We start from the raw sequence: 23,464 nt of genomic DNA on the forward strand, positions 1-23,464 counted from the left end.
TTTTTCATTTTAAAGCAGCCGAATAAATACAGCCATAATATTAATTATATCTTAGTTAAGTCAGGCTTTCCAGATAGTCACAAATACTTGTGATAGTAGTAAAGCTCCTAAAATCCAATTCATCGTCGTCGAATTCAACATCAAATTCCTTTTCAAGCTCAACTACAATTTCTATGAATTTAATGGAATTAATCCCTACCTCCGACAAATCATCCTCGGTTTCAGCTTTCTCTTTTAAATCCGGTATGTTCATTACTTTTACTATTATATCAATAACTTTATCCCGTGTATCCATACTTATTCTCCTTATATATGTAGTCTTTAAATTGAAACCTTAAGGGCATTTCTGTCAATTTTCCCGTTATTATTAACAGGCATTTTTTCGGTGTGAACAAAAATTGACGGAATCATATACTGAGGTAATTTAGACTTTAAATACTTTTTCAGATCACTTTCAGATATCTCATTGTATGTTGAATAAACAGCACATAAGTACTGATTATTATCATTATCGGATTTAACAACAACGGCAGCCTGCTTTATATTGTCATATTCCATAATAACACACTCAATTTCACCAAGTTCGATTCTATATCCGCTTATTTTAATCTGATAATCCAGCCTGTATAAATAATTGATACTACCGTCGGGCAACCTTTCAACCAAATCTCCTGTTTTGTATAATCTGTCAGATGATATTTCCGGCAGAAAAACAAAGTTTTCTTCTGTCAACATGGGCTTATTTATATACCCTCTGGCTACTCCCACTCCCCCGATATATAGTTCACCCTTGTTGTCCAACTCTCCATTTTCATTAATAATAAAAGTCGTATAGTTTGACAAAGGCTTACCTATGTCAACAATTCCTTTGTCCGTAACATCTGAAACCAAACAATACACTGTTGCTTCCGTAGGCCCATAAGCATTATAGATTTTGGCAGTTGAATGTTTTTTTATCTGATCCCTCAGGGACTTTGGGAATACTTCTCCTCCGATAATCATTGTTTCAATATTTCTCAAATAATTCAGTTCTTTGTCACAGCTCAGAAAGTACTGTACTGTTGACGGTGTCATCTGGATAATATTGATATTGTTTTTTACTATAATTTTACCTAAAAGTCTGGGATTATAGAGTTCTCTTTCATTTGCAAGGTAAATTTCCATACCATGTGCCAATGCAAGTAATGACTCAATAACAAATATATCAAATACTATTTTTGTAATACTTAATAGCTTCCCTCCGTCCTCTAACCCCATAAACTCTGGTATGGCTTTGACTATATTTGTAACGGATTTATGTTCAATCATAACACCCTTTGGCTTACCGGTAGAGCCTGAAGTGTAAAGGATGTATGCTAGATCTTCCGGACAAATATCGGTCTTGGTAAAATCTTCCAATAGACTTGGATATTCAGCAAGTGCAGTGGTGATATTAATTGTTTTTTCATCAAAGATAAACCCGTCCTTAGTCCCGTCATTGATTAATAGCAATTCCATGTTACTGTCATCAATCATATATTCAATGCGTGGAGCAGGACAACCGGGATCAATAGGCATATACGCAGCCCCTGCCTTAAGTATGCCGATCATGGCAATAATCATTTCAATAGACCTGGTCATCATAATACCGACAACAGATTCTTTTTTTATCCCTCTCTGAATGAGTATACCGGCAAATGCATTTGATTTTCTGTCCAAATCTTTATATGATATACCTTCCTTGTTACAGACGATTGCCACTGCATCAGGGATATCGGCTGCCTTTTGTGAGATTATATTTGTTATGCTTTGAAAACTCAAACATACCACCTCTTTCTGATTTACCTATTATCCGTTAATTTGTGTTTAATTTTGTCCAAAACGTCTATACATTCTTTTTCATTTTCCAGAATTTCATCCAATTGCACTTTTATCTTCTCAAGCAGAGCATCTGTGCTTAGCAAGGAAAACTTAACAATCAGTTTAAGTAATTTACTCCACAAACTTACACCTTTTCCGATTACTTCAACCTCGTAATCGCAGTTCTCTACTGTAATACTCCGTAAGGCTCTCTCAATGTACCCTGCAAAAAACATTCGGTACTTTGGCATCAGGAACAGCATACCATGCAATCTTGAACTCAGCTTCTTCCTCTCAGTCTCCGAAAACTGCCCCATGTCATTTATGATTTCCTTCAATTTATACAAGACAGCGATTCCGCAACAACTACTCTCAGATATAGAGGTCTTTGAATAATACTCCTTTTGCATCTTGTCAATTGTAATGCTCAACAAGGTCCTGGAATCTGCTTCCCAACCATCTTTTTCAATCTCTATCCACTTATTCAAGATAGGAAAATCACTGTTTACAAGCATCCCCTTTGGGTTTTCAGATGCCCGGGCCTTCATAAAATCCTCATACTTCAGAGTACCCTTGTAAAAGTAAGGCTCATACCAATCAACAACATATACCTCCTGAAGCTCATCGGAATACCCGCATAAAATCACAGAGTGTATTGCATTTGCCTGCAGGTAGTAAGGCAGATATTTCAGATAATAAACATCAACCATTGTTATAACAGGTATTCCTTTTTCAACTTTTTCTTTTAAGGTATCCCAGTCAGCAAACTCATCCTTATATGCGATTGGAATAACAGATTTCACTTTACTCAAAAAAGGATCAAGTACAGAGGCGGTATCTATATTATATTTGATGTCAAGTTTAGTAATATCGTTCTCAGGAATTGACATATCCACGCCAATTACTGTATCGATAAATGCCCATGAATTTTCAACACCATAATAGTCCAATAATTGTTTTACATTGTTATGTATACAAAAGTTATCATACTCTTTTAAGAAGATACGCTCGCTCTGTATAAGCTCTTCAATTCTCACATTTTTTCCAGACATATTAAATCATCCGTTCTTATTTAAATGAAATATCCCAATATTACAGTTCAATCCATGTAAGTTTTGTCTGAGTATACTGTTCTATGGATTCAATTGATTTATCTCTGCCAAAACCTGACTGCTTGAATCCCCCGTGAGGAACACTCCAATCCCCGTCACCTGTACTGTTTATAAGTATCTTTCCACATTTAAGCTTTTTCGACAGGGATACTGCTTTCTTTAAATCCGATGTCCACACAAAAGCACATAGCCCATATATTGAATCATTTGCAATCTCAATTGCCTCTTCTTCGGTTTCAAACTCTATCACAGACAGGACAGGCCCAAATATTTCTTCTTGTGCAATACGCATATTGTTATTAACGTCACTAAAGATAGTAGGTTCTACATAATATCCGCCTGATTCGCAAAGAACCTGTTTACCGCCCATTTTTAGCTTTGCACCCTCTGCCTTTCCGATTTCGATATAGTTCAGTATCCTCTCCATCTGTTCACCTGTTACCACACTTCCCATTGAACAAGCGGGGTCCAAAGGATTTTTGGGCATATATTCTTTGCTGTATTCAATTAATTTCTTCAGGAAAGATTCCTTAATTGACTTATGTATCAATAAACGTGTAGGTGAATCACATACTTGTCCGCTGTTATAAAACATGGCTCCGGCAGTCTGCTTGGCTACGTCGTCCAAATCATATGCATCAGGGAAAACAATATTGGGGCATTTTCCTCCGCATTCCAAGGAGACCCTCTTCATATTTGAAAGTCCCGAATACTGCATAATTAATTTTCCAACCTCTGATGAACCGGTAAAAGTAATCTTATCAACATCCATATGTAATGCCAGAGCTTGTCCGGCAGTCTCACCGTAACCCGGAACAACATTGAATACTCCGTCCGGTATGCCTGCCTGTTTTGCAAATTCAGCTATACGAAGCAAGGTAAGAGGTGATTGTTCCGCAGGCTTTAATACAACACTGTTACCCGCCGCCAGTGCAGGTGCAAACTTCCAGACTGCCATCATAAGAGGATAGTTCCAGGGTATAATTGCCGCAACAACGCCATAGGGCTCACGCACAATCTGAGCATTGATACTTGGCCGTGTTGTTGCCACTGCTCCATATAATTTGTCAATTGCTTCTGCAAACCAGCGTATACCGTTAAAACATCTGCGAATCTCTCCTATTGAATTGGAAATGGGCTTTCCCATATCCATAGTTTCCAGTGTAGCTAACTCCATGTGATGAGCCTCAACCAGATTGGCAAATGCATAGAGAATATTCTTCCTTTGTTCCGGAGTAATATCAGACCATACCCCTTTTTCATAGGCTTGCCTTGCTGCACTTACAGCCAAATCCACATCAGCCTGTTTACATGATGCGATTTTTGCTATAACCTTGCCATCAATGGGACTTACCTTATCAAAGGTATCCCCGTCAAGACTGTCTGCATACTTTCCATTAATAAATGCCTGTGTTTTTATCTCGGCATTCTCTTTTAATTTTTTAACTTCTTCAAATGATAAACTCATACATGTACTATCCTTTCTATTAATATAAGTGGTATTAAATTTCTAATTTAAGGTTATTGCTGTTCAGTACAGAAATACTTGCTTCTCCGCCGCAGTACTTCCTTACCAACTCAGCCATTTCACCAAGAATTCCCCTCATATCCTCCTCAGAATATACTGAAACTCCCTCTACAAACAGACAAACATTCCTGGTTGTATCATCCAACTTAGTCTTATTACTTTCACGCCAATTCCACCGTCTGCACAGAACTTCTTTTTCGTCTCTGTAAATAACCTCTTTTTCACAGGCAAATTCTTTTTCTCCTGAATTAAGAACGCTGAACTCCTCCGTACCGTCTGCTACTGTCAGCCATATGTATCCTTCAACCTTATCAGTATCATCTCCCCCGACAGGTATTCGATGCTTTAAAGAAATATAGTTGTAAATATCTACTAATGGGTTGATTCTTCTTATTTGGTAATCATTCTTTTCAGATGTTACCATACGGCATAAGCTTTCAATAGAGCATCTGAATTTACTGGGTTTAGCACCAAATTGGGAGTAGATTCCTCTCCATCTGATTATAGTTTCATCCTCTGTTATCTCTTTGTCCTTGAAATGGTCATTTACAGATTTCTCTGCAGCTTTTAACAATCCGTCTATTTCGTCATAATTATTTTTATAGTCATTTGTCAATCCTTTAACAACTAATACTCCAATTTGTACATTATCAAACTGGTCCACGATTCTTTTATCAACCTTTATTTCCATTGTTATCCTCCTGAATTTAATGTTTATCCAAAAAACTAAACCTCTATTTCGTTAACAAAATTATTAAGTGAATTGAACATTATATGATCTTTGATATCCCTTTTTTCAAAGTTCTTAGCAACCGTACTAAGTGCAAGCTGCCATAAGCTGAATATTTGATAATTATCCAGAGTATTCGTCTTATATACAGGAACACCGGCATTCATCAAATCGCAGTTCATTAAATAATGGGAATAATCATTATCTATAATTTCAAGACCATATTGATCATGATTACTTATAAGATTTGTACCCGGGTAAGGAACCATAACCGAGATGTGCATAATGTCAACCAGGCCCTCAGCTGTAAGATAGTCCATCATCTTAATTGTCTGGATGCTGGTGTCAATAGTATCTCCCGGTAACCCGATAATAAAATAACCCTGAATTGCTATTTTATACTTTTTAACATTGCTGCAGATATCAAAAATAGACTGTGTAGCCTTAGCCCCATATTTCTTTGAATTTGTTTTTTCCAAGACCTCAGGGTCGGAGCTTTCAATGCCCAACGCCACTTGTACACACCCTGACTTCTCCATATATTCCAGAATCTCGTCATCCAGGATTTCAGGACGTGTCTGACACCACCATCTTATCTTCATTCCGCTGTCAATAATCCTCTTGCAAAAATCAATTGTGTCCTTTTTTGTAGAGGGGAAGCACAAATCTCCAATAAGCATTTCCTCGATTCTGTATTCATAGTACAACATCTTTATTTCGTTCATTACGTCATCCATATTTCTCTTTCTTTGTTTGCTCTTAAACAGCAGGTTGGCGACGCAATAATCACAATTTCCTATGCAGCCTCTTGATAAATAAATACGTGGAATCAAGGGTACATCCCTTGGCCATAAGGAATAATCAGGATATGCCAGCTTATTTATGTCTTCAATATGATTAATTTTATTGTCGTTTACGATTTTTCCATTCCTATCAATATAAACTATACCTTCAAAATTGCTCCATTTGTCTATATCATTTAAATTCTTCATAAGGTCAACTATGGCCTTTTCACCTTCACCTCTGATAATGACATCTACATATGGACAGCTTTTTATAGCTTCTTCAGCTATAAAAGTAAAATGAATTCCGCCTAATACTACCTTGCATTCCGGGTTGATTTTTTTGCATATCTCTGCAATCTTCAACGCCCTGTGGTGGGAACGGGTCAGAGATGATATTGCTACCATTTTGCTTTTCTTGGTAGATAGTATTTTTTCAATATCATCATAATCAACGAAATTTCCGGTTTTGGTGTATTTAACATAATCATACAAATGGAAATCCAGCATATGTACTGAAAAGTCATTCTGCTTAAGTGCCGAGGATAAATACAACAATCCCCAGTTTGGCTCAATGGGTAAGTCCCCTATCAAGGAACCGACTTTATCACTTGCCTCCCAGTAATGCTGCTGAACAATATCAATATCTTCAACAGATACATGCTTCAGTATGTGAGGTTGAATGAGTAATACGTCGCTCTTAACGTTTGTGTTAAACATTTCACTAAAATTCATGTTGTCTCTTCCTTTCCAGATCTCATGTTTCATTTGATCCCAATTGACTGTCAATTACTTCTGCTAAAGAGCTGATACTCGCCTCTGTCAATACATACATAAGCGGTAATTCCAAATCAAACTTTTTCTTAATCTCCATTATCAGTGTAAATGCCTGTAAGGATGTCCCCCCTAATGAGTAGAAATCATCTTCACTGGTAAAATCATCACGCTCCAATATTTCTTTCCAAATATTAAATAAAACTTCTTCTGTCTCTTTCAAAATAAATCCCCCTTCTTGTCTTATATATTACTGTAAAAGTTTACCAATTATCTGCCTTGAGCTAAAATCCATAATTATAAAGATGGCATATCAAATGTTTTAATAAACAAGCAAAACATAATAATCATTAGCATATAGTCTGTATCAATTGAAGTCTTCAGAGAAAAGTCGGGATCTAAGTACTTTTTCTTTAATCTCTCTACTTCGTCGGCATTGAAATAACCTTGCCGTTTAATGGTTTCATATGAAAGCAAATCATTTATCCAATCGTAATTTTTTCTGAGCAGGAACGGGCTTCCGGGGGCAATGAAAATATATTTTTCCCTGTTAATAATTGCTTCAGGTACAAACTTTTTTGCGGTCTGCTTCAATATGTATTTTTCCTTAAAATTATTTAGTTTAAAATCGGGAGGGACCGTTCTTATAAAATTAACCAAATTAATATCCAGAAATGGAAATCTACCTTCAACAGAACTTGCCATCAGCATTCTGTCACTGTGATCGGATACCAGATGATCCATTAGGCGAACTTTTAAATCTATGTATGACCTTTGATGAATAAGATGCCTTCCTGCTATTTTTGATTGATCTACTAACTGATGGTTTGTAAAATCAAAATCATCAAAGCAACCATTTAACTGCTGACTGTAAATTGCTTTTTTATCTTCCTTCAGCTTTAAGAAATCTGCTTCATATTTGAATAAAGGATCACCCCATACCTTACTACGCAGCATTTTCTCCTCAGCAGAAGATAAATCGTTTTGGTTTCTCAGCTTTCTGAACTGGTCGAAGCGGTAACTGGGATACCCTGCAAACAGCTCGTCCGATCCCTCACCTGTCAGAATCACCTTAATTCCCTGCGCTCTGGCCTTCGCTGCCAAAGCCATTGTTGCAGAATTATAAGATTCTTTTACAGGTGCTTCGGTATGGTATATTACCTTTTCCAATCTCTCTGCGATATCATCCACTTTAAACGGTACAGAATAGTGTTCATACTCCAACTGTTCAGCTACAATTTTCTGATACTTTCTCTCTGAAAATTCTTCATTCTCAAAATCTACTGAAAATATCTTTCTTCTGTTCTGAGACAATGCCTTCATCATGCATACAATCAACGAAGAATCAAGTCCTCCGCTTAGGAATGCACCTACATCTACGTCGGCCCGGGTACGGAACTTAATTGATTGCAAAAGCAGTTCTTCAATCCGTTCCATATAGTACGATTCACTACGCCGCTCAATTTCTTCATTTAACAGCGGATAATCCAAATCCCAGTATTGTTTTAAAATCACATCGGGTTTCCCGGCTTCTGCATACATTAAGTGGCCGGGAGCAAGGTTTTTGATATTTTTGAACATTGTCCTGGGACTCACAGTGTGCGGCAGAGAAAAGAACTGGTCCATTCCGACCAGATCTACTTCCCTTCTTACCAGCGGATTAGTAAGTAATGCTTTTATCTCTGATGCAAACAATAAAGTGCCGTCCACAAGAGTGTAGAATAAAGGCATTACTCCAAACTGGTCTCTAGCCAGCATAATACTCCGACGTTTTTCATCAATTATGGCCAACGCAAACTGGCCGTTTATTCTGTCCAGAAACCTTTCACCCAAATCCTCATACAGATGCACTAAAACTTCAACATCTGACTTGCTTCTGAACACATGTCCTTTTTTAAGAAGTTCTTCTCTCAACTCTATATGATTGAATATTTCCCCATTACAAATAACACAGATGGTACCGTCTTCGTTTTCTATTGGCTGGTTACCCGACTGCAGATCAATAATACTCAATCTTCGGAAACCAAGTCCGTAATATTCTCTAAGCCTATGGCCGGAATCGTCAGGCCCTCGATGCTCAAGTACGTCCATCATGTCAAATATTTCTTGTTTGTTGATTCGTTCATGTCCTGTTGTCTTAAAAATACCGCTGATACCGCACATAAATGTTACCCCGTATTATTCTATTATCTTAAACTCTCATTAAGTGCTTCCTTAATGACCTTTACAACATAGTCAACTTCCTCCGGCTTTATAATAAATGGAGGTGCCAGAGAAATGTTATTGCCAAGTGTCCTTACTCGTACGCCCTTTTCAAGACATTTTGTATACATCTTTGCTGCCAGATCAAAATTCTTTTCTCTGGAGGCTTTATCTGTAACGAATTCAACAGTGTACAGAAGTCCGATTCTGCGAATTTCTCCTACACAGTCATAATCCATGATACTTGCCAAATCCCTTGTAAGCTTGTCCCCCATTGCATTTGCATTTTCAAGCAAATGATCTCTCTCGATTATTTCAAGATTCTTTAGTGCAACTGCACAGGAAGCCGCATGCCCCGAATATGTAAATCCGTGAAGCCAAGCTTCATCACCGGGCGCATTCTGTATAACTTCATTAATTTTGTCGTTGACCTGCATTCCGCCTAAGGGCATGTAACCGCTTGTAATACCTTTTGCAAAGCATAGTACGTCAGGTTCAACACCCCAGTGATTCAATGCGAACATTTTACCTGTACGTCCAAAGCCTGTAATGATTTCATCAGCAATCATCAGAATATTATATTTGTCACAAAGTTTTCGGATAAGAGGGAAATAATCCTCAGGTGGTACAATTCCCCCGCCTGAGCCCTGAACAGGTTCTGCAATAAATGCCGCAATTGTGTCAGCGCCCTCTTTTAAGATAGTTTCTTCAAAAATTCTGGCTGCTGCCTGTCCCACTGTTTCATTTGCCTTTAATTCCTCAGAGAATCTATACGCATATGGATTTGCTATATGTATAAAGCCAGGTACCTTGTTAAACATATTCCAGAACTTAGGTATGCCTGTAGCACTTGCAGCTGCCATAGTCATGCCGTGATAAGCATTGTTGAGGCATATAATTTTTGTTTTTGTGGGTTTACCTTTTCTTTTCCAGTAGTACTGTGCTGTTTTAAAGGCCGAATCATTTGATTCAGAACCACCGCAAGTAAAGAACGTAGTTTTCAGACTGCTGTATGCGTATCCTTCAAGTTTTTGGGCCAGATAAATTTGAGGTAAAGTGGATGAACCTGAAAAGTTGGACCCATATGCTATCTTACAAATCTGGTCATAAGCTGTTTGAGCAATCTCCTTATTTCCATATCCGATATCAACATTCCACATACCCGAAAATGCGTCAAGTATCTTCTCTCCTGTACAAGTATATAAATATACACCTTCTCCCCGTTCAACAATTAAAGGTTCTTTGTGTGATGAAATATGTTGAAGCGGATGAAGAACCTTTAAGTCATTTTGAAAAATTTCCTTAACACTATCCATTGCCGTCTCCTCTTTTCTGATATATTTTAATAGATTTATTTTAATACCCGTTATTTATTAACATATTTAAGGCTTATTCCACTGATAGAACTGGGCCCTGATGCAATGGCAAGAATATTGTCTCCATCGGATATACCCCCGTCTGCAATCAATTTTGATAAGTTTATGAATATGTCTGATGCAAAGCAATGAGCATAACCGGCAATTTGCTCCGTATATACTATTTCTATGGGAATGTCTATCTGTTTTGCCAAACTTCTGGCAAACCCGGTGCTATAGTTATTCACCAGTACTAATTTGTAGTTGTCACAGCCCTCATTAAAGAACTCATCTTTAATGAAGTCCATACTTTTCATAAGTTCAATAGAGTAATTTGCAAACCCTGAATTATTCAGCATTCTGCTATTATGATACTGTTTAACTGCCAGAATCATAAAGCTGGCTCCATTGGGTTTACCGGATATTATACAGCTCCCCGCTCCGTCGCTTTTTATTGAAGAACCAGGTGGTACAATTCTCGATTCCGTTTTACCTGTAACATCTGATGAAACAATCAGTATATCCTTATCCGGATTCTCAGACAGTAAACTCTTTCCTATATGTATGGCAGAGATTACATTTGCACAATCAGATAGAAATATTCCATATGGATAAGCAGCTATCCCCAGTTTGTTAATTACCGTGTTCAACTCTCTAATGTTTGAGATTCTGTTATACGGCTCGGGTTGGGTATGAAAGCTTCCTGTGGTAAAAATCATTTCCTCTATTTGATTGTGATGCTCCTTAAGAGTTTGTTCAGCTGCCTTTACTGCCAGATCATAAATTGACCCGTTGAATTCCCGGTAATACTTAAGTCCGAACTTTGAGAACATTGCAATGGTCCGTTCATCTACTCCATTACCTGACAATGATACAATTTCCCTTTGTTCACCTGTAGCATAGCTTATATTAGATATGTATGTATCCATCTCTCCCCCTACACCCATTAACCTCTGTTATCAACCGCCGAATGCAGAATATTTGTCCAATCCGTTTTTCCAAAGCAATCGGCAAATTCCATATAATACGGCAATCCAGACAATCCCCAGCAATATTACGCCAAATACCTCGGTATAGCCATCGTACTTGTTCTGCAAAATAGTTACCGGCACATATGCCGTATATTGAAAAGGCGTAAAATCCAAAATTCTTCTAACAACCCCGGGCATAAGTGTTAGGGGAAATATTTTTCCTGATATTATTGTTAGCAAAACACCATACCCCATAATAAAGTTTCCAACCTGAGAAAAAGTAAAAGCCAGTAATCCCAATAAATAGTACAGCAGAAAGCTGATGAGTATTCCGATAATAAGACTGACCATGAACTGAACAAGCAAAATCGGATCCCAGCTCAGGGTAAGTGATTTTCTGATAAATAGGAATAAAACTGCTGTGGGAGCAGCTCCCCATAAAATAAACACTACTTTTCTGGGCAATTCGTTAAACAAGTGATAACCCATATAGTTCAAAGGCTTTAACAAATAAGGTATAATAGTCCCGGATCTTATATCATCACAAACCGTATAAGCAATATCACATTGCAAAAGGTTGTTAACAATCATCATAATAAAATAATAGGTAAATATTTCATTTAACGAATACCCATAAAGATCAGATGAATAATTATTGATAGACAACCAGATTAATGAGTTTACAGCAAACGGAATGAAGGAGCAGATAATTGTAGTCATAAACTGAAATCTGTATTCCATGTTATTTTGCAAACTAGTATTCATGATTTTTAAATACTTATTCATAAATAAATTTCTCCAATACTATATATATAAATTACAGATAATCTCCTGCATGTCTGCCTCCTCTATACTGATGTCCTTTATGTCATTCATACATTCACTCATCAATATATTTGTCAGCTGCATAACACTTTCCTTGCTTACCTTTACATTCATTCTCTCGTTATCTTCACTGAGTATTTCAACCCTGTGTTCTCCCATTACCGCCTTAATTCTGGCAGGGTCTCTGGAACATTTAATCCTGAGAATTTTTGTGGATGTCTGCTTTTGAATAAAATCCTCCAGCTGTCCATTAAACATCAACTGTCCCGAGTCTATTATCATAAGCTTGCTGCACACTGTCTCAATATCATCCAGATTATGGCTGGTTAGTATTATTGTAATATTATGTTTTTGGTTGTAGGCTTTAAGCATCTTGCGGATAACATTTTGTGATACAACGTCCAAACCTATAGTGGGTTCATCCAGAAAAATAATTTCCGGCGAATGCAGTAATGAAAGAATCAACTCCATTTTCATTCTTTCACCCAGAGACAATCTCCTTACCTGAGTGTTGATTAATTGACCCACATTTAACAGCTCAACCAACTCGTCCAGTGTATCTTTATACTGTTTTTCTTCAATTCCGTAGATTTCTTTATTTAGGGCAAACGCCTCTATTGCAGGTATATCAAGCCACAGTTGACTTCTACTGCCCATTACCATTGATATTCTCTTTAAAAAATCGTTCTTTTTATCAAAGGGATTGTATCCTAAAACATCAACTTCACCGGACGTAGGCTTCAAAATTCCGGATAACATTTTCAAAGTTGTAGTTTTACCTGCTCCATTCATCCCAATAAACCCTACCATATCACCTTTTTCTATAGAAAAGCTGAGATTCCTGACAGCTTCCTTACTGAGGATTTCCTTATGTATCAGGTTTTTTAAGCTTCCTCTTATTCCCTCTTGTTTTTTATAATATTGATATGTTTTTGAAATATCTTTTACATTTATGACCTTCATTGTTACCTCCCCTTATATAAATCATCAGCTGGTAGCGCTTGTATACTTTTTTATACCTCGTCTGTATAAAACATGGGATAATGCAAAAAAGATAACTGCAATTGCAAATCCGGCAATTAAGCTGGAAGTCGATAACTTATGGGATAGGTATAAAATCGGATAACTGAATGCTACACCCAAAGGTATCAAATAAGTAAATATTTTCTGTATCATTTTCGGGTACACATTAATAGGTTTATTACCTACTGTAAATAATTCCTGTGAATAGCCTATAATCGCATTAACTTTGATAACCCAGAAAGCCAGCATGGATAATGAGAAGTAGAAGGCATTTACTATTATCAGTGCACTTATTATCAGCAGTATAAACAACAATACATTGGGCAGGCTTAAATTTGTGGTAATCTTGTTTGTATAAATTATAATCATTACCACATTGAAGATTACATTTAAAATCTGACCCACATTGATTAACCGAAAAGACAGAAAGAATCTTTTATTAATGGGTTTTAATAAAAGTAAATCCAGATTTCCTTGCCGTATCAGGTTTGGTATGTCAATAAATCCTGATGCAAAGAAAAATGAGTGTACACTATCTACAAGTCCGCATATAAATACCAGTAACAGTACTTCATCTACTGACCATCCTGCAATGGAAGTGGTATTTTGATATAATGCCTTAAAAAATATTACATTTAAAATTACCCACAAGAACTCAAACAAGCCTCCCAGAATAAAGTTAGCCTTATATTCCAAAGCCTGAATAAATGCATATTTTAAAAATTTAACTATAATATTAAAATATCTTAACATTTCTTGTTCCACCTTTTATCATAAATACCTAACACCCACCTGCAAATGTTCCATCCATTTCAAACAGCAAGTTATCCCTGCACACGTCTGCAACTGTAATCAGAGCGGGTAGCTCAATATTTCGCCTTTTGCAGTATTCAATAAATACATCTATGTACTCTGCTTTTTTTAAGAATACCGTTCCTTCAACCATGTTGTTTAATTTCATTGAGCTTATATCCAACAGGGCATCAATTACAGAATATGTCTTATCAATCTGCAATCCGATATCGTCAAGGTATACTGTATTCCCCGAGTCATCAATTGATGCCGTACCGGATAAATAAACGTATCTACTTGTCTTGTCATCCAGCAGAATAGCCCTTGAAAAAGCAGATCCGTAGCGCATTGCAGACTTCTGGTCCTTACCCGATTCACTTGAGAAATTAAATTTTTCACTATTTTTAGTTCTTATAGCCAAAACGTCTGAGATTACAGTCAGGCCGTGGGGATTGCCGCAGCTGATACCGGTGCTTGCAGGCATGTATATTTCTTCGGTCTTATCAACATCTACGGAATCAGACCATAACCCGTTTTCTAAAAATACTTTTGTACGTGCTTTATTGAACTCATCGTACTGTAATAAAATTTTATCCAGATAAATCCATGTTCTTATAACATTTTTGAGTTGGAAGTCGTATTTGTTAAGCACTTGAATCATTGATTGGAACATCTCATATGTCTGTCCATAGTAGTCACTTTCCTTATTGCCATGAACCGTGTGTACCAGCATATAGTCCACAGCATCGGTTTTATACAGCTTCCCGCAGACTATTCCGTTGAACTCCACATCTTTAATCTCTTCATCGCATAAAATGATACCGTGTATGTTAATACCTGATATTCCTTCACCCCAATAAGGAGAGCCTTCAATATAACTGAAACACTTGTCCTGGGTATTCAGTTTTAGTTCTTCAGCCCTTATTTTCTGTACGTCATGATAATACTTGCTGGTTCCGAAAAACCTTTCATGAAATACTGTTATGTTATACTTGGTTAATATCTCATAGGCTTTTTTGTATAGCAGTGAAGCGGTCTTCAATATATTTTGGTCTTTATTTTGATTTGCAATCGTGATAAATACTTGCTTTCCGTCAACTGATTTTACATACAAATTATAGTTTTCATTTGATTCTTTAATCTCTATTTTCATATTTTTCTCCTAATCGTAATATTAGCTCAAGTAGTTAAAATGCACTGTTCTGATCTTAAAGTCCTCCATGTTGATTCCATCTTTTCCGGTATCAAATCCATGACTGACTTTCTTACAAATCTGGCGTTTTTCAAAATCATATAAATATAGATATGTGCCGTCTACAAAAACTATGAGCCTGTTATCCGGTGAAACCTCAATAGCAATAATCTCGGTGTTGTTTCCGCAAGAGTTTATATATAAACTGACATCATCCTGACTGCTCAGCTCGTCTTCTCCTATATCCTCATAAAACAAAAGCTCCATTGTATCTGCATCAGCGAAAATCAGTCTGTTGGGCTGACCGAATGTACAGATATACGTTTTTCCGTCTACACTGAATATCTTGTGGGACGTGTAACGATATCCCTTTTCATAGCTGAATGCTCCCTTATGTACCAATTTGTCCTCAACAATTTCAAACTTGTCTATTATTGCCGGCTCGAAATAGATAACTCCGTCTTTTACTCCAAAAAAATTGTGAGCAGAGGTATAGACGCAATTTTGTTGGCTGTCGATTTCAAAGTGAGCAGGACTCCCACCTGTAGTATTGTAGTAAGTCTGTTCGTTGGTTTTGCGGTTGATCATCATAATCCTGCCTTGCATGCACTTTATTCCATATTTTCTACGCATCTCCTGATATAATGCCGCTCTTTCCTCACGAAAACTCATCGGAACCTCACGTCCGACATTAAGTTTTATGGATAGCTTAAAATACATACGACTTAGCTCGTCCTGCGTAACAATCTTATTTTTTTTTGTTAGCTCAAATTGTGAGTAGCGGAACTCATCACTTAAGAAAAAATAGTCCTTATGATTCCGTAATACATGAGGAGGGATTGGCTTTCCTTCGAAAGAATTAACCTCGGTAATATCCTTCAGATCAAGGGATATTCTATAGATATGTAGTATTTGCTCAGTATCTACCGCAGACAGATAAAAATACGATGCATCAGTATCGTCTTTATAAAATGTATGGCTGATTTTTTCGAACTTAATTTCTGACTCAGGTATTAAATCCTTCATTGTACAGACATACATCTTTTTTTCAACGTAGTTAATAAAAGTAAAGAATTTTTCATCCTCATTGAAGGTCAAAAAACTCTCATTTTCCTTAACTTGTATTGAATTATGTGGACACTTTGACATATGGTACCGTTCTATTTCGTCCTGCATATCCAATATTCGTTTGTTACTGTTACTATATGAATAAATATATGTCATTTTATTATTATTAAAATCAACAAGCACATACGTTATAAAAAATGACATATCATCATTTTTATTAACCATGTAGTATATCAGAGGTTTGGTAAAGTGGGATTTGAAGTTTTCAAAACTAAGCTCCCGAGTAATAACTTTAACATCGAGTTCAAACATGTCTAACCTCCTGCGCCTTATATTCACACTGAATCACATGCATTAACTATACCGTTAACGGTAAGGTCCAGCATTACGTCTGTGTATTTCAACGAAATATTCAGTTCATTATTAATTTCCATAATCATCCTGATTGCTTCCAGAGAAGACCCTCCTAAAATAAAGAAGTCATCATCCTCAGAAATCTCACAATTCAGGTATTTTGTGAAAAGCTCTGTTATTATTGCTTTTTTATCCCTATCCGGGTAGAAGCCGTTATTTACACTTATCCGGGATGTTTTTTCTTTAAGCTTAAGCTTTTCCCTGTCAATTTTGCCGTTTGACGTAAGCTCAAACTCATCAACTTTAATATATTGCTGAGGGAGCATATATGCAGGTAATTCATTTTTTAAATACTCTGTTAAGAGTTCCTGGATTTTCAAACTATCTGAATCCTTATTAACCGGCTTATAAAAAGCCGCCAATATCTGTGATTCCTGTTCTGTCTTAAAGCATTTTACAACCGCAGCCTCTATCTGACGTATTTCACATATTTTTACTTCGATTTCACCTAAATCTACCCTATTTCCTCTTATCTTAACTGTCTGGTCCTTACGTCCCACATATACAAGGTCATTATCACAGTAGTAGCCTATATCACCGGTTCGGTACATTACCTCGCCCTCTCTGCTGTAGTGTTTGCAAAATGCATACTCCGTTTCCTGAGGCTTGTTAATGTAGCCCTTTCCTACTCCTATTCCGCTTATGCATATTTCACCTTTAATATGACTATCCATAATCAGCCTGTTGTCATCATCCAGCAGAAATACTTCCATATTATCTATGGCATCACCTAAGGGAACATAGCTTTTGCTTTCACATTCGTTCAGGCAACATGATGTAACACAGATAGAAGTCTCTGTAGGTCCATAAAAGTTGTATAGCTTTATGTCAGGATAATACTGTGTAAATGCCTTTAGCAGACCAAAAGTAAGTTCTTCTCCACTGCTAACGATTTTTCTTAAGCAGGCCAGCTTACTACTGCCATTGGTATTTGTATATTCTACAAGTATACGTAAAATTGAAGGAACAAACTGAGAGATTGTGACCCGAGTACTCTCTATAAGATTTATGATATATTCAACATCCATATATCCGTTTTCTTTGGAGATAACCAAAGATGCACCGGATACTAAGGGTAAAAACATCTCCCATAAAGAAATATCGAAGCCTATAGGTGCTTTATGTAAAATTCTATCCTTGAAATCAACGTTAAAATATTTTCTCTGCCACTGAATCCTGTTCAGAAAACCTCCGCAATGTATCATAACCCCCTTGGGTTTTCCAGTTGTACCAGAGGTATATATAGCGTAAGCTAAGTCATCATGCTGCATTATTTCAGTTGCTATTTTAGGGACATTTGTTTCAGAGAGGCCTTCTGTGGGACAAATTACATTTTTCACATTAAACTTATCACGCATATCAGAATTGACAATGAGTGAATCAATACCGGCATCCTTAATTATATAATCTGTTCTGGACACAGGATACTCAGGAGCTAACGGCACATAAACCGCACCTAATTTCAGAACTGCCATTGCGGCATATATCAGTTCAGGTGATTTTCTTATGCAAACACCAACATAATTACCTTTTTTTATTTTTTTATGTATTAATAATTCAGCCAGCTTGTTTATATTATTTTCTAACTCATGATATGTTATGGTCTTTCCTTCGAAAATAATCGCAGGCTCATTCTTATATATTTCCACAGCTTTATCAAATAAAGTTATTATATTAGCATTACTCACAGCTAGCCTCCTTCAAATCAACTATAAAGACCTAGCTTTTAAAAAAGCTTAATTAACGCTCTGCAAGCAAAAATCCACATAAGGATTGCAGATAAGCGATCCAACAACTTATAATTTCTTTGGCTTATGTTGGAATTAACCAGTTTTCCTATGATTACAATAGTGTAAAAAAATATAAAAGATGTAAGTACACATGCTAAACCAAATACAAACTTATCGGCGGTATTGTTGTAGTCAACGGATGCAATGCCTATTACCACAACAGTATCTAAAATAGCCTGTGGGTTAAACATTGATATAGCAAATATATGCATACTTTTCCGTAACAGATTCTTGTTAAAGGCTTCGCCTTTTAGTTGCTCAACCTGTAACTTTCTTCGCCAAAGGCCAATTCCAATATACGTAAGGAATCCTACGGAGAAAATATACAGTGCATATATTACAATCCTGTTTTCTGATATTATATTTGCGAATCCACTAACACCTAAAAAAATCAAAATTGTATCGGATAAGGCTGCTGCACTTGCAATAATAAAATCATGCTTTATGTTTTTCTGTGTAAGGCTATGTAATAAAATAAACATATTCTGTGGACCTATTGGCAATATCAGACTTATCGAAAGCCAAAATCCGTAACTGGCAATTGAAAATATATGCACCATACTCTGTTAATTCACCAATCTATAAAAGTCTTTATGCAAATGCAGGCATTTCACTTTCGCTTTTAGGTGTAAATAATCCTTTAGGCTGGAAGTGAGCAAAATGGTTGGCCTGCTGTTTTGCAACTTTTTCAAAACTTGCCGTTGCAGTAGATAATGCTAACTGCCAATACATATAAAGATGGTCTGCCGATAATTTTTCAGTATTTAACACCGGCTTTCCATACCCTAACTCATCACAGTTCATCCAGTATTTGCTAAAATCAGTATGATTTATTGTATATCCATACTTTTCAGGCTCATACCATATAGGAGTTCCGGGGAATGGAACAGGAACTGAAATATGTATTGAATCTGTCAAACCTGTCTCAATAAAGGTCTTAATCTTTTGTATTCTATGCTCAACAGATTCCTTGGTATCTCCGCCCAAACCGATTAACCAGTATGTTTGAACTGTCATCCCTGCATCTTTAACGAGTTGACATTGTACCTCAGTCTTACTTGCTGCATGAGGTTTATCAACGTTATTTAATATGCTTTGGTCTTCAGCTTCTACTCCAAAGGCTACCTGAATGCATCCTGCCTCCTTCATCAAAGCAAGATCCTCCGCATTCAATCTTCCAACAGTTGTCTGACACCACCATTTGATATTGTTTAATTTTCTCTCAATCAACAAATTACAAATCTGGTGTGCATATTCACGATTAATTGAATAGGTCAGATCACCCATGCAATAAAATTCAATATCAAAATTATCTTTCATATATTGTATTTCATTTATAACCGATTCAGGACTTCTCAGCTTAAATTTTCTATCATAATAGTGAGTAATAGTACAGAAGGCACAACCGTGCGGGCAGCCTCTTGCAGCAAGAACTCTCGGTACAATCGGGCTTGACTCCTGACAAATCAATTCATATGCCGGAAATGGAAGATTGTCTATGTCAACATCTGTAACAAGCCTGCGTGGATTATGTACAACCTTGCCATCTTTGCCCATATACATCAGGTTCTTGACTTCCTCAATACCTCTCTTTCCATCAAGGTATTCCATAAATTCAAGAGTACTTTCCTCTCCTTCTCCTCTGGAAACATAGTCAACCACATCAGAATGCTCTTTCAACAATTCGTCACCATAAAGTGTGGGATGGAGCCCTCCAAAAACTGTGATTGCTTCCGGGTGGAACTTTTTAATTATTCTTGCAATCTCAATAGCTCTGTTAATTGCAACGGTTTTAGAAGATATGGCATAAACTCTTGCATTCTTAGTCTTTATTGCATTTTCAATATCACTGTACTCAATCTTTCTTCCTTCCTTATATCTCAGATAACGGTCATAAGCGTAAAAATCAAGAGCATCAACAGCATACCCTGCCTTCAGTAAAGTTCCCGCTATAAAAAAAATACCATGATTAGGCTCCGATGGAATATCGCCTAATAAAACGGCATGTTTATGCATTGCTTCCCAGAATTCTACAACTATCTTGTTTTGTTCGTGTTTTAACTCATCTGTTAATAGATGCGGTTGTATAAATATGACATCATTCTGTTTTGTAGATTCCATTATTTCCATTATAGGTCTTCTTTTCAGCATATTCTCTACTCCTATTCCTCTTTTTATCCCTTATTTTTTATCCCCTTTTTCTATCCCTAGATTTTGCTACAAAATAACATATCTTCCAATTTTAATTATATTATTGATTATATTACTCATTTTACCAGTTATCAACTATTTTTTTATTTATTTACATTTATTTTGTTGTAACATTTTTGGGGTAGTATTCATTCAGAGTAATTTAACGGTGAACAATATAAGATAGTGTCAAAATACACTAATTAAGCAAAGTAAAGTTGCATTAAAAAGCATATTACTGACAAGGTGTTTCACTTGTTAAGACGGGATGTTCCAATGTTGGAGTTGTTTACATATTTCATAGGTATAAATATAATGAAAGAGCAGAAGCTGTTATACTCCTGCTCTTTGAAGAACGTTTCAAATTTTGTGTAAACATCAGGATTGATGCTGAGTTTTAAATTTTAATAAGCTTTTCACTTATTAACTAATAAGTGAAAGAAATGTAGAGCTGTCACATACTCCATTTGCAGGTAACCCATTGGCACTTTTAAATGAATTTATTGCTGATGTTAGTCCAGAGCCAAATATTCCCGGATATTCCACACCGTTTGGATTATATCCACGTAACATTACCAGAATTTCAGCTGCGGTGACCATGTATTGAGTTTCTCCGCTGGTTACATAATGATTTCCAAGAGCATTACTTGATGTAGTACTCCAAATACCATCAACAACAAGACCTGCATTATAATCTAAATTCATGGCAGTTTGTAAAACTTTAATACCTGCCTTTTTTGTTTCAGCCCCTCTTATGCCATCAGTAGCAATGCTAGAACCGGTAAATTTGTTAGCTTGAACCTGTCCCTCTTGTATAATGGCATTACCATTTGTTGGGGGAGTACTTCCTTCATTATATCTGAGAATACAATCCCATGGTTTATTATAATAGCTTCTGATACAAATTTCTTTTCCCGTTTGATCTCCTGCTTGTCCTCCGGTTACAGTACCGTTTTCATTTATACTCGCATGAACGATTTGTCCGTTTCCGATATACATTGCAGTATGTGAAGATGTATTTAGTAACACATCTCCACGTATCAGCCCAGAACCGCTTGATAGCACTACCGATGATATTACATCAGAAAAACCGGTGTTAAGAAAAACATTTTTCATATTACCGGTATAAGTCGCACCATTGCTTTTTACCGGCACACCTGCAGTCTGCCAGGCAGTAATGACGGCAGAAGAACAATCATAGTCACCATACTCACCCCACCTATATCCTTGATCGTAACCGTGGGTGTTATCATTTGCCAAGTCAATCATCCACTGTGTTGCAATTTCAATTTTTCCCATAGTAATCCTCCCTAAATGATTGATTATGAAACAAATAAATGAATGGGATATCAGTATGCAAAGAATTTATCCCTAATCCTCTGCGACTAAATTCAATTATTCTCTCACTATATTAAGTGTAAAAAACTGATAATTAACAACTTCATATCACATTATGGTTGAACACGGATATTTTACCGGAAGACTTACATGATGTAGGTTTTAGCGAAACAATTAATCATGGACCATGTATGTGAGCGACGGTAGGATATCCTAAGATGAGCCGCTAGAAACTCTTGCAAATATCTTGGAAGCAATCATTGATATAATTTTATACGGGAGTACCGGTGTTAAAACAGCCACTCTATTACAATTAAAGTTTAATGCTCGGTTTTATCATTGCCCATGTTTGTTAATATATGGTAAAATATTATAAAACATTTATTTATGGAGGTGTATAAATGAAAAACAAGGATAGACTTAAAGGCTTTTTTTCAGGAATAATATTTTCAATAATCATAGGGGTATTTGCATTGGGAGTAACAGTTTTTGCAGCGCCTATTGAAAGCAAGCTATCAGTTATGTATGATAACATTAAAATCTATGTAGATGGAGCCCTTTTCCAACCTCAGGACGCTAACGGTAAAGATATTAAGCCTTTTATTTCAAAGGGAATTACATATCTACCTGTTGCAGCATTAAGTAAGGCCCTTGGAAAAGACGTTAGTTGGGATGGAAAGGCAAAGAGTATTTATATAGGAAGAAAACCCGATACAAAGGCTGAAGAAGTAACGGTTTACAATGTTAATGAACTATATGACGCACTTGGTTCTAATAAACATATTAAGCTGAAACCGGGAATTTATAATATTTCCGATTTAAATCAGGATTCCAGTAAAAGTAAAAATATATATTGGGAAAGTGTTTACGACGGTAATGAATTAATTCTGGATGAGATTAATAATCTGACGTTGGAAGGTTTAGGGGATAAACCCGTTGAAATAGTTGTTGAGCCAAGATATGCAAATGTTCTGACATTTACAAACTCCAGAAAAATATCTATAAAGAATATTAAAGCCGGGCATACCATAAAGAAGGGTGAGTGTGTAGGAGGTGTATTTAACTTTGATGTATCAAAGGATATAGATATATCAAACAGCATTTTATATGGATGTGGAACCTACGGGATTATAGCAAAAGATACTGAGAATTTGAAATTTAATAATTCCATAATTGAAGAGTGTACATATGGAGCTATGACATTATATGATTGCAATGATTTCGTCTTTGCCAATAGTGTAATCAGAAAGTGTGAAAACTTTAATTTGATTGAAATTGATTCTTCAACAAATATTGTATACGACAAATGTGAGATATCTGATAATACATCAAGTGATGTTTTGACGGTAAGTTTATCTAATGGCGTTAAATTTACAAATTGTAAATTCAAAAATAACAACTCATTTGACCCCAATCTTTTTCTTAATGTTGATTTTACAGGAACTACTTTTGAATAACATAATCTAAGCCCCCAAGAAAGTTAATTCCCTTTCTTGGGGGCTTGTATTATAAATCAGATAGTATTTGATTATTTGGATT

General features: G+C 36.3%; 20 protein-coding genes. 1 reads left to right on the top strand and 19 read right to left on the bottom strand.

The genetic code is table 11. The features are described 5' to 3' along the window. Positions 1 to 55: 55 nt before the first annotated feature. The 19 genes from L323_RS39750 to L323_RS39835 form a co-directional block, all read right to left on the bottom strand. A complete protein-coding gene (locus tag L323_RS39750) occupies positions 56 to 295 on the bottom strand; it encodes an acyl carrier protein (protein WP_020817257.1) in 240 nt (79 codons plus the stop codon). Positions 296 to 321: 26 nt separating this feature from the next. Next, entirely contained in the window at positions 322 to 1,800 is a 1,479-nt protein-coding gene (locus tag L323_RS39755) for an amino acid adenylation domain-containing protein (RefSeq protein ID WP_020817258.1), read from the bottom strand. Positions 1,801 to 1,820: 20 nt separating this feature from the next. After that, on the bottom strand, positions 1,821 to 2,891 hold the full coding sequence (locus L323_RS39760; RefSeq protein ID WP_020817259.1) for a BtrH N-terminal domain-containing protein: 1,071 nt from the start codon (positions 2,889 to 2,891) through the stop codon (positions 1,821 to 1,823). Between the two features lie 40 nt (positions 2,892 to 2,931). Further along, positions 2,932 to 4,419 (bottom strand): aldehyde dehydrogenase, encoded by a 1,488-nt coding sequence (locus L323_RS39765; RefSeq protein ID WP_020817260.1) that lies wholly within the window; start codon positions 4,417 to 4,419, stop codon positions 2,932 to 2,934. A gap of 34 nt (positions 4,420 to 4,453) precedes the next feature. Then, positions 4,454 to 5,170, bottom strand: coding sequence for a B3/B4 domain-containing protein (locus tag L323_RS39770; RefSeq protein ID WP_020817261.1), 717 nt, complete (start codon positions 5,168 to 5,170; stop codon positions 4,454 to 4,456). Between the two features lie 35 nt (positions 5,171 to 5,205). Continuing rightward, positions 5,206 to 6,726 carry a B12-binding domain-containing radical SAM protein gene (locus L323_RS39775; protein ID WP_020817262.1) on the bottom strand — a complete coding sequence of 507 codons (1,521 nt, stop codon included), beginning with the start codon at positions 6,724 to 6,726 and terminating at the stop codon, positions 5,206 to 5,208. Between the two features lie 22 nt (positions 6,727 to 6,748). After that, a complete protein-coding gene (locus tag L323_RS39780) occupies positions 6,749 to 6,988 on the bottom strand; it encodes an acyl carrier protein (RefSeq protein WP_020817263.1) in 240 nt (79 codons plus the stop codon). Between the two features lie 74 nt (positions 6,989 to 7,062). Next, positions 7,063 to 8,928, bottom strand: a complete 1,866-nt coding sequence (gene asnB / locus L323_RS39785) for an asparagine synthase (glutamine-hydrolyzing) (RefSeq protein ID WP_020817264.1) — start codon at positions 8,926 to 8,928, stop codon at positions 7,063 to 7,065. A 23-nt stretch (positions 8,929 to 8,951) separates the two neighbouring features. After that, the gene (locus L323_RS39790) at positions 8,952 to 10,283 is read right to left on the bottom strand and encodes an aspartate aminotransferase family protein (RefSeq protein ID WP_020817265.1); all 1,332 of its coding nucleotides are present in this window, start codon (positions 10,281 to 10,283) and stop codon (positions 8,952 to 8,954) included. Positions 10,284 to 10,333: 50 nt separating this feature from the next. Next, positions 10,334 to 11,251 (bottom strand): 3-oxoacyl-[acyl-carrier-protein] synthase III C-terminal domain-containing protein, encoded by a 918-nt coding sequence (locus L323_RS39795; protein WP_020817266.1) that lies wholly within the window; start codon positions 11,249 to 11,251, stop codon positions 10,334 to 10,336. Positions 11,252 to 11,281: 30 nt separating this feature from the next. Beyond that, a complete protein-coding gene (locus L323_RS39800) occupies positions 11,282 to 12,079 on the bottom strand; it encodes an ABC transporter permease (RefSeq protein ID WP_020817267.1) in 798 nt (265 codons plus the stop codon). Positions 12,080 to 12,097: 18 nt separating this feature from the next. Then, complete coding sequence (locus L323_RS39805; protein WP_020817268.1) at positions 12,098 to 13,081, bottom strand: ABC transporter ATP-binding protein; 984 nt, start codon at positions 13,079 to 13,081, stop codon at positions 12,098 to 12,100. 24 nt (positions 13,082 to 13,105) lie between these two features. After that, on the bottom strand, positions 13,106 to 13,894 hold the full coding sequence (locus L323_RS39810) for an ABC transporter permease (RefSeq protein WP_020817269.1): 789 nt from the start codon (positions 13,892 to 13,894) through the stop codon (positions 13,106 to 13,108). A gap of 28 nt (positions 13,895 to 13,922) precedes the next feature. After that, a complete protein-coding gene (locus L323_RS39815) occupies positions 13,923 to 15,086 on the bottom strand; it encodes an endoribonuclease L-PSP (protein WP_020817270.1) in 1,164 nt (387 codons plus the stop codon). Between the two features lie 21 nt (positions 15,087 to 15,107). Beyond that, positions 15,108 to 16,505 carry a hypothetical protein gene (locus L323_RS39820; protein WP_020817271.1) on the bottom strand — a complete coding sequence of 466 codons (1,398 nt, stop codon included), beginning with the start codon at positions 16,503 to 16,505 and terminating at the stop codon, positions 15,108 to 15,110. Between the two features lie 23 nt (positions 16,506 to 16,528). Next, positions 16,529 to 18,295, bottom strand: a complete 1,767-nt coding sequence (locus tag L323_RS39825; RefSeq protein WP_020817272.1) for a non-ribosomal peptide synthetase — start codon at positions 18,293 to 18,295, stop codon at positions 16,529 to 16,531. Between the two features lie 38 nt (positions 18,296 to 18,333). Continuing rightward, positions 18,334 to 18,957, bottom strand: coding sequence for a LysE/ArgO family amino acid transporter (locus tag L323_RS39830; protein ID WP_020817273.1), 624 nt, complete (start codon positions 18,955 to 18,957; stop codon positions 18,334 to 18,336). 31 nt (positions 18,958 to 18,988) lie between these two features. After that, positions 18,989 to 20,548: a B12-binding domain-containing radical SAM protein gene (locus tag L323_RS0121305; protein ID WP_031342575.1), complete on the bottom strand. Its 1,560-nt coding sequence runs from the start codon at positions 20,546 to 20,548 to the stop codon at positions 18,989 to 18,991. 462 nt (positions 20,549 to 21,010) lie between these two features. Beyond that, a complete protein-coding gene (locus L323_RS39835; protein WP_020817274.1) occupies positions 21,011 to 21,886 on the bottom strand; it encodes a peptidoglycan-binding protein in 876 nt (291 codons plus the stop codon). Positions 21,887 to 22,326: 440 nt separating this feature from the next. Between L323_RS39835 and L323_RS39840 the strand changes: the two genes are divergently transcribed. After that, positions 22,327 to 23,382 (top strand): right-handed parallel beta-helix repeat-containing protein, encoded by a 1,056-nt coding sequence (locus L323_RS39840; RefSeq protein ID WP_020817275.1) that lies wholly within the window; start codon positions 22,327 to 22,329, stop codon positions 23,380 to 23,382. Positions 23,383 to 23,464: the final 82 nt, after the last annotated feature.

The organism is Ruminiclostridium papyrosolvens C7, from assembly GCF_000421965.1.
Taxonomy (GTDB): domain Bacteria; phylum Bacillota; class Clostridia; order Acetivibrionales; family DSM-1351; genus Ruminiclostridium; species Ruminiclostridium papyrosolvens_A.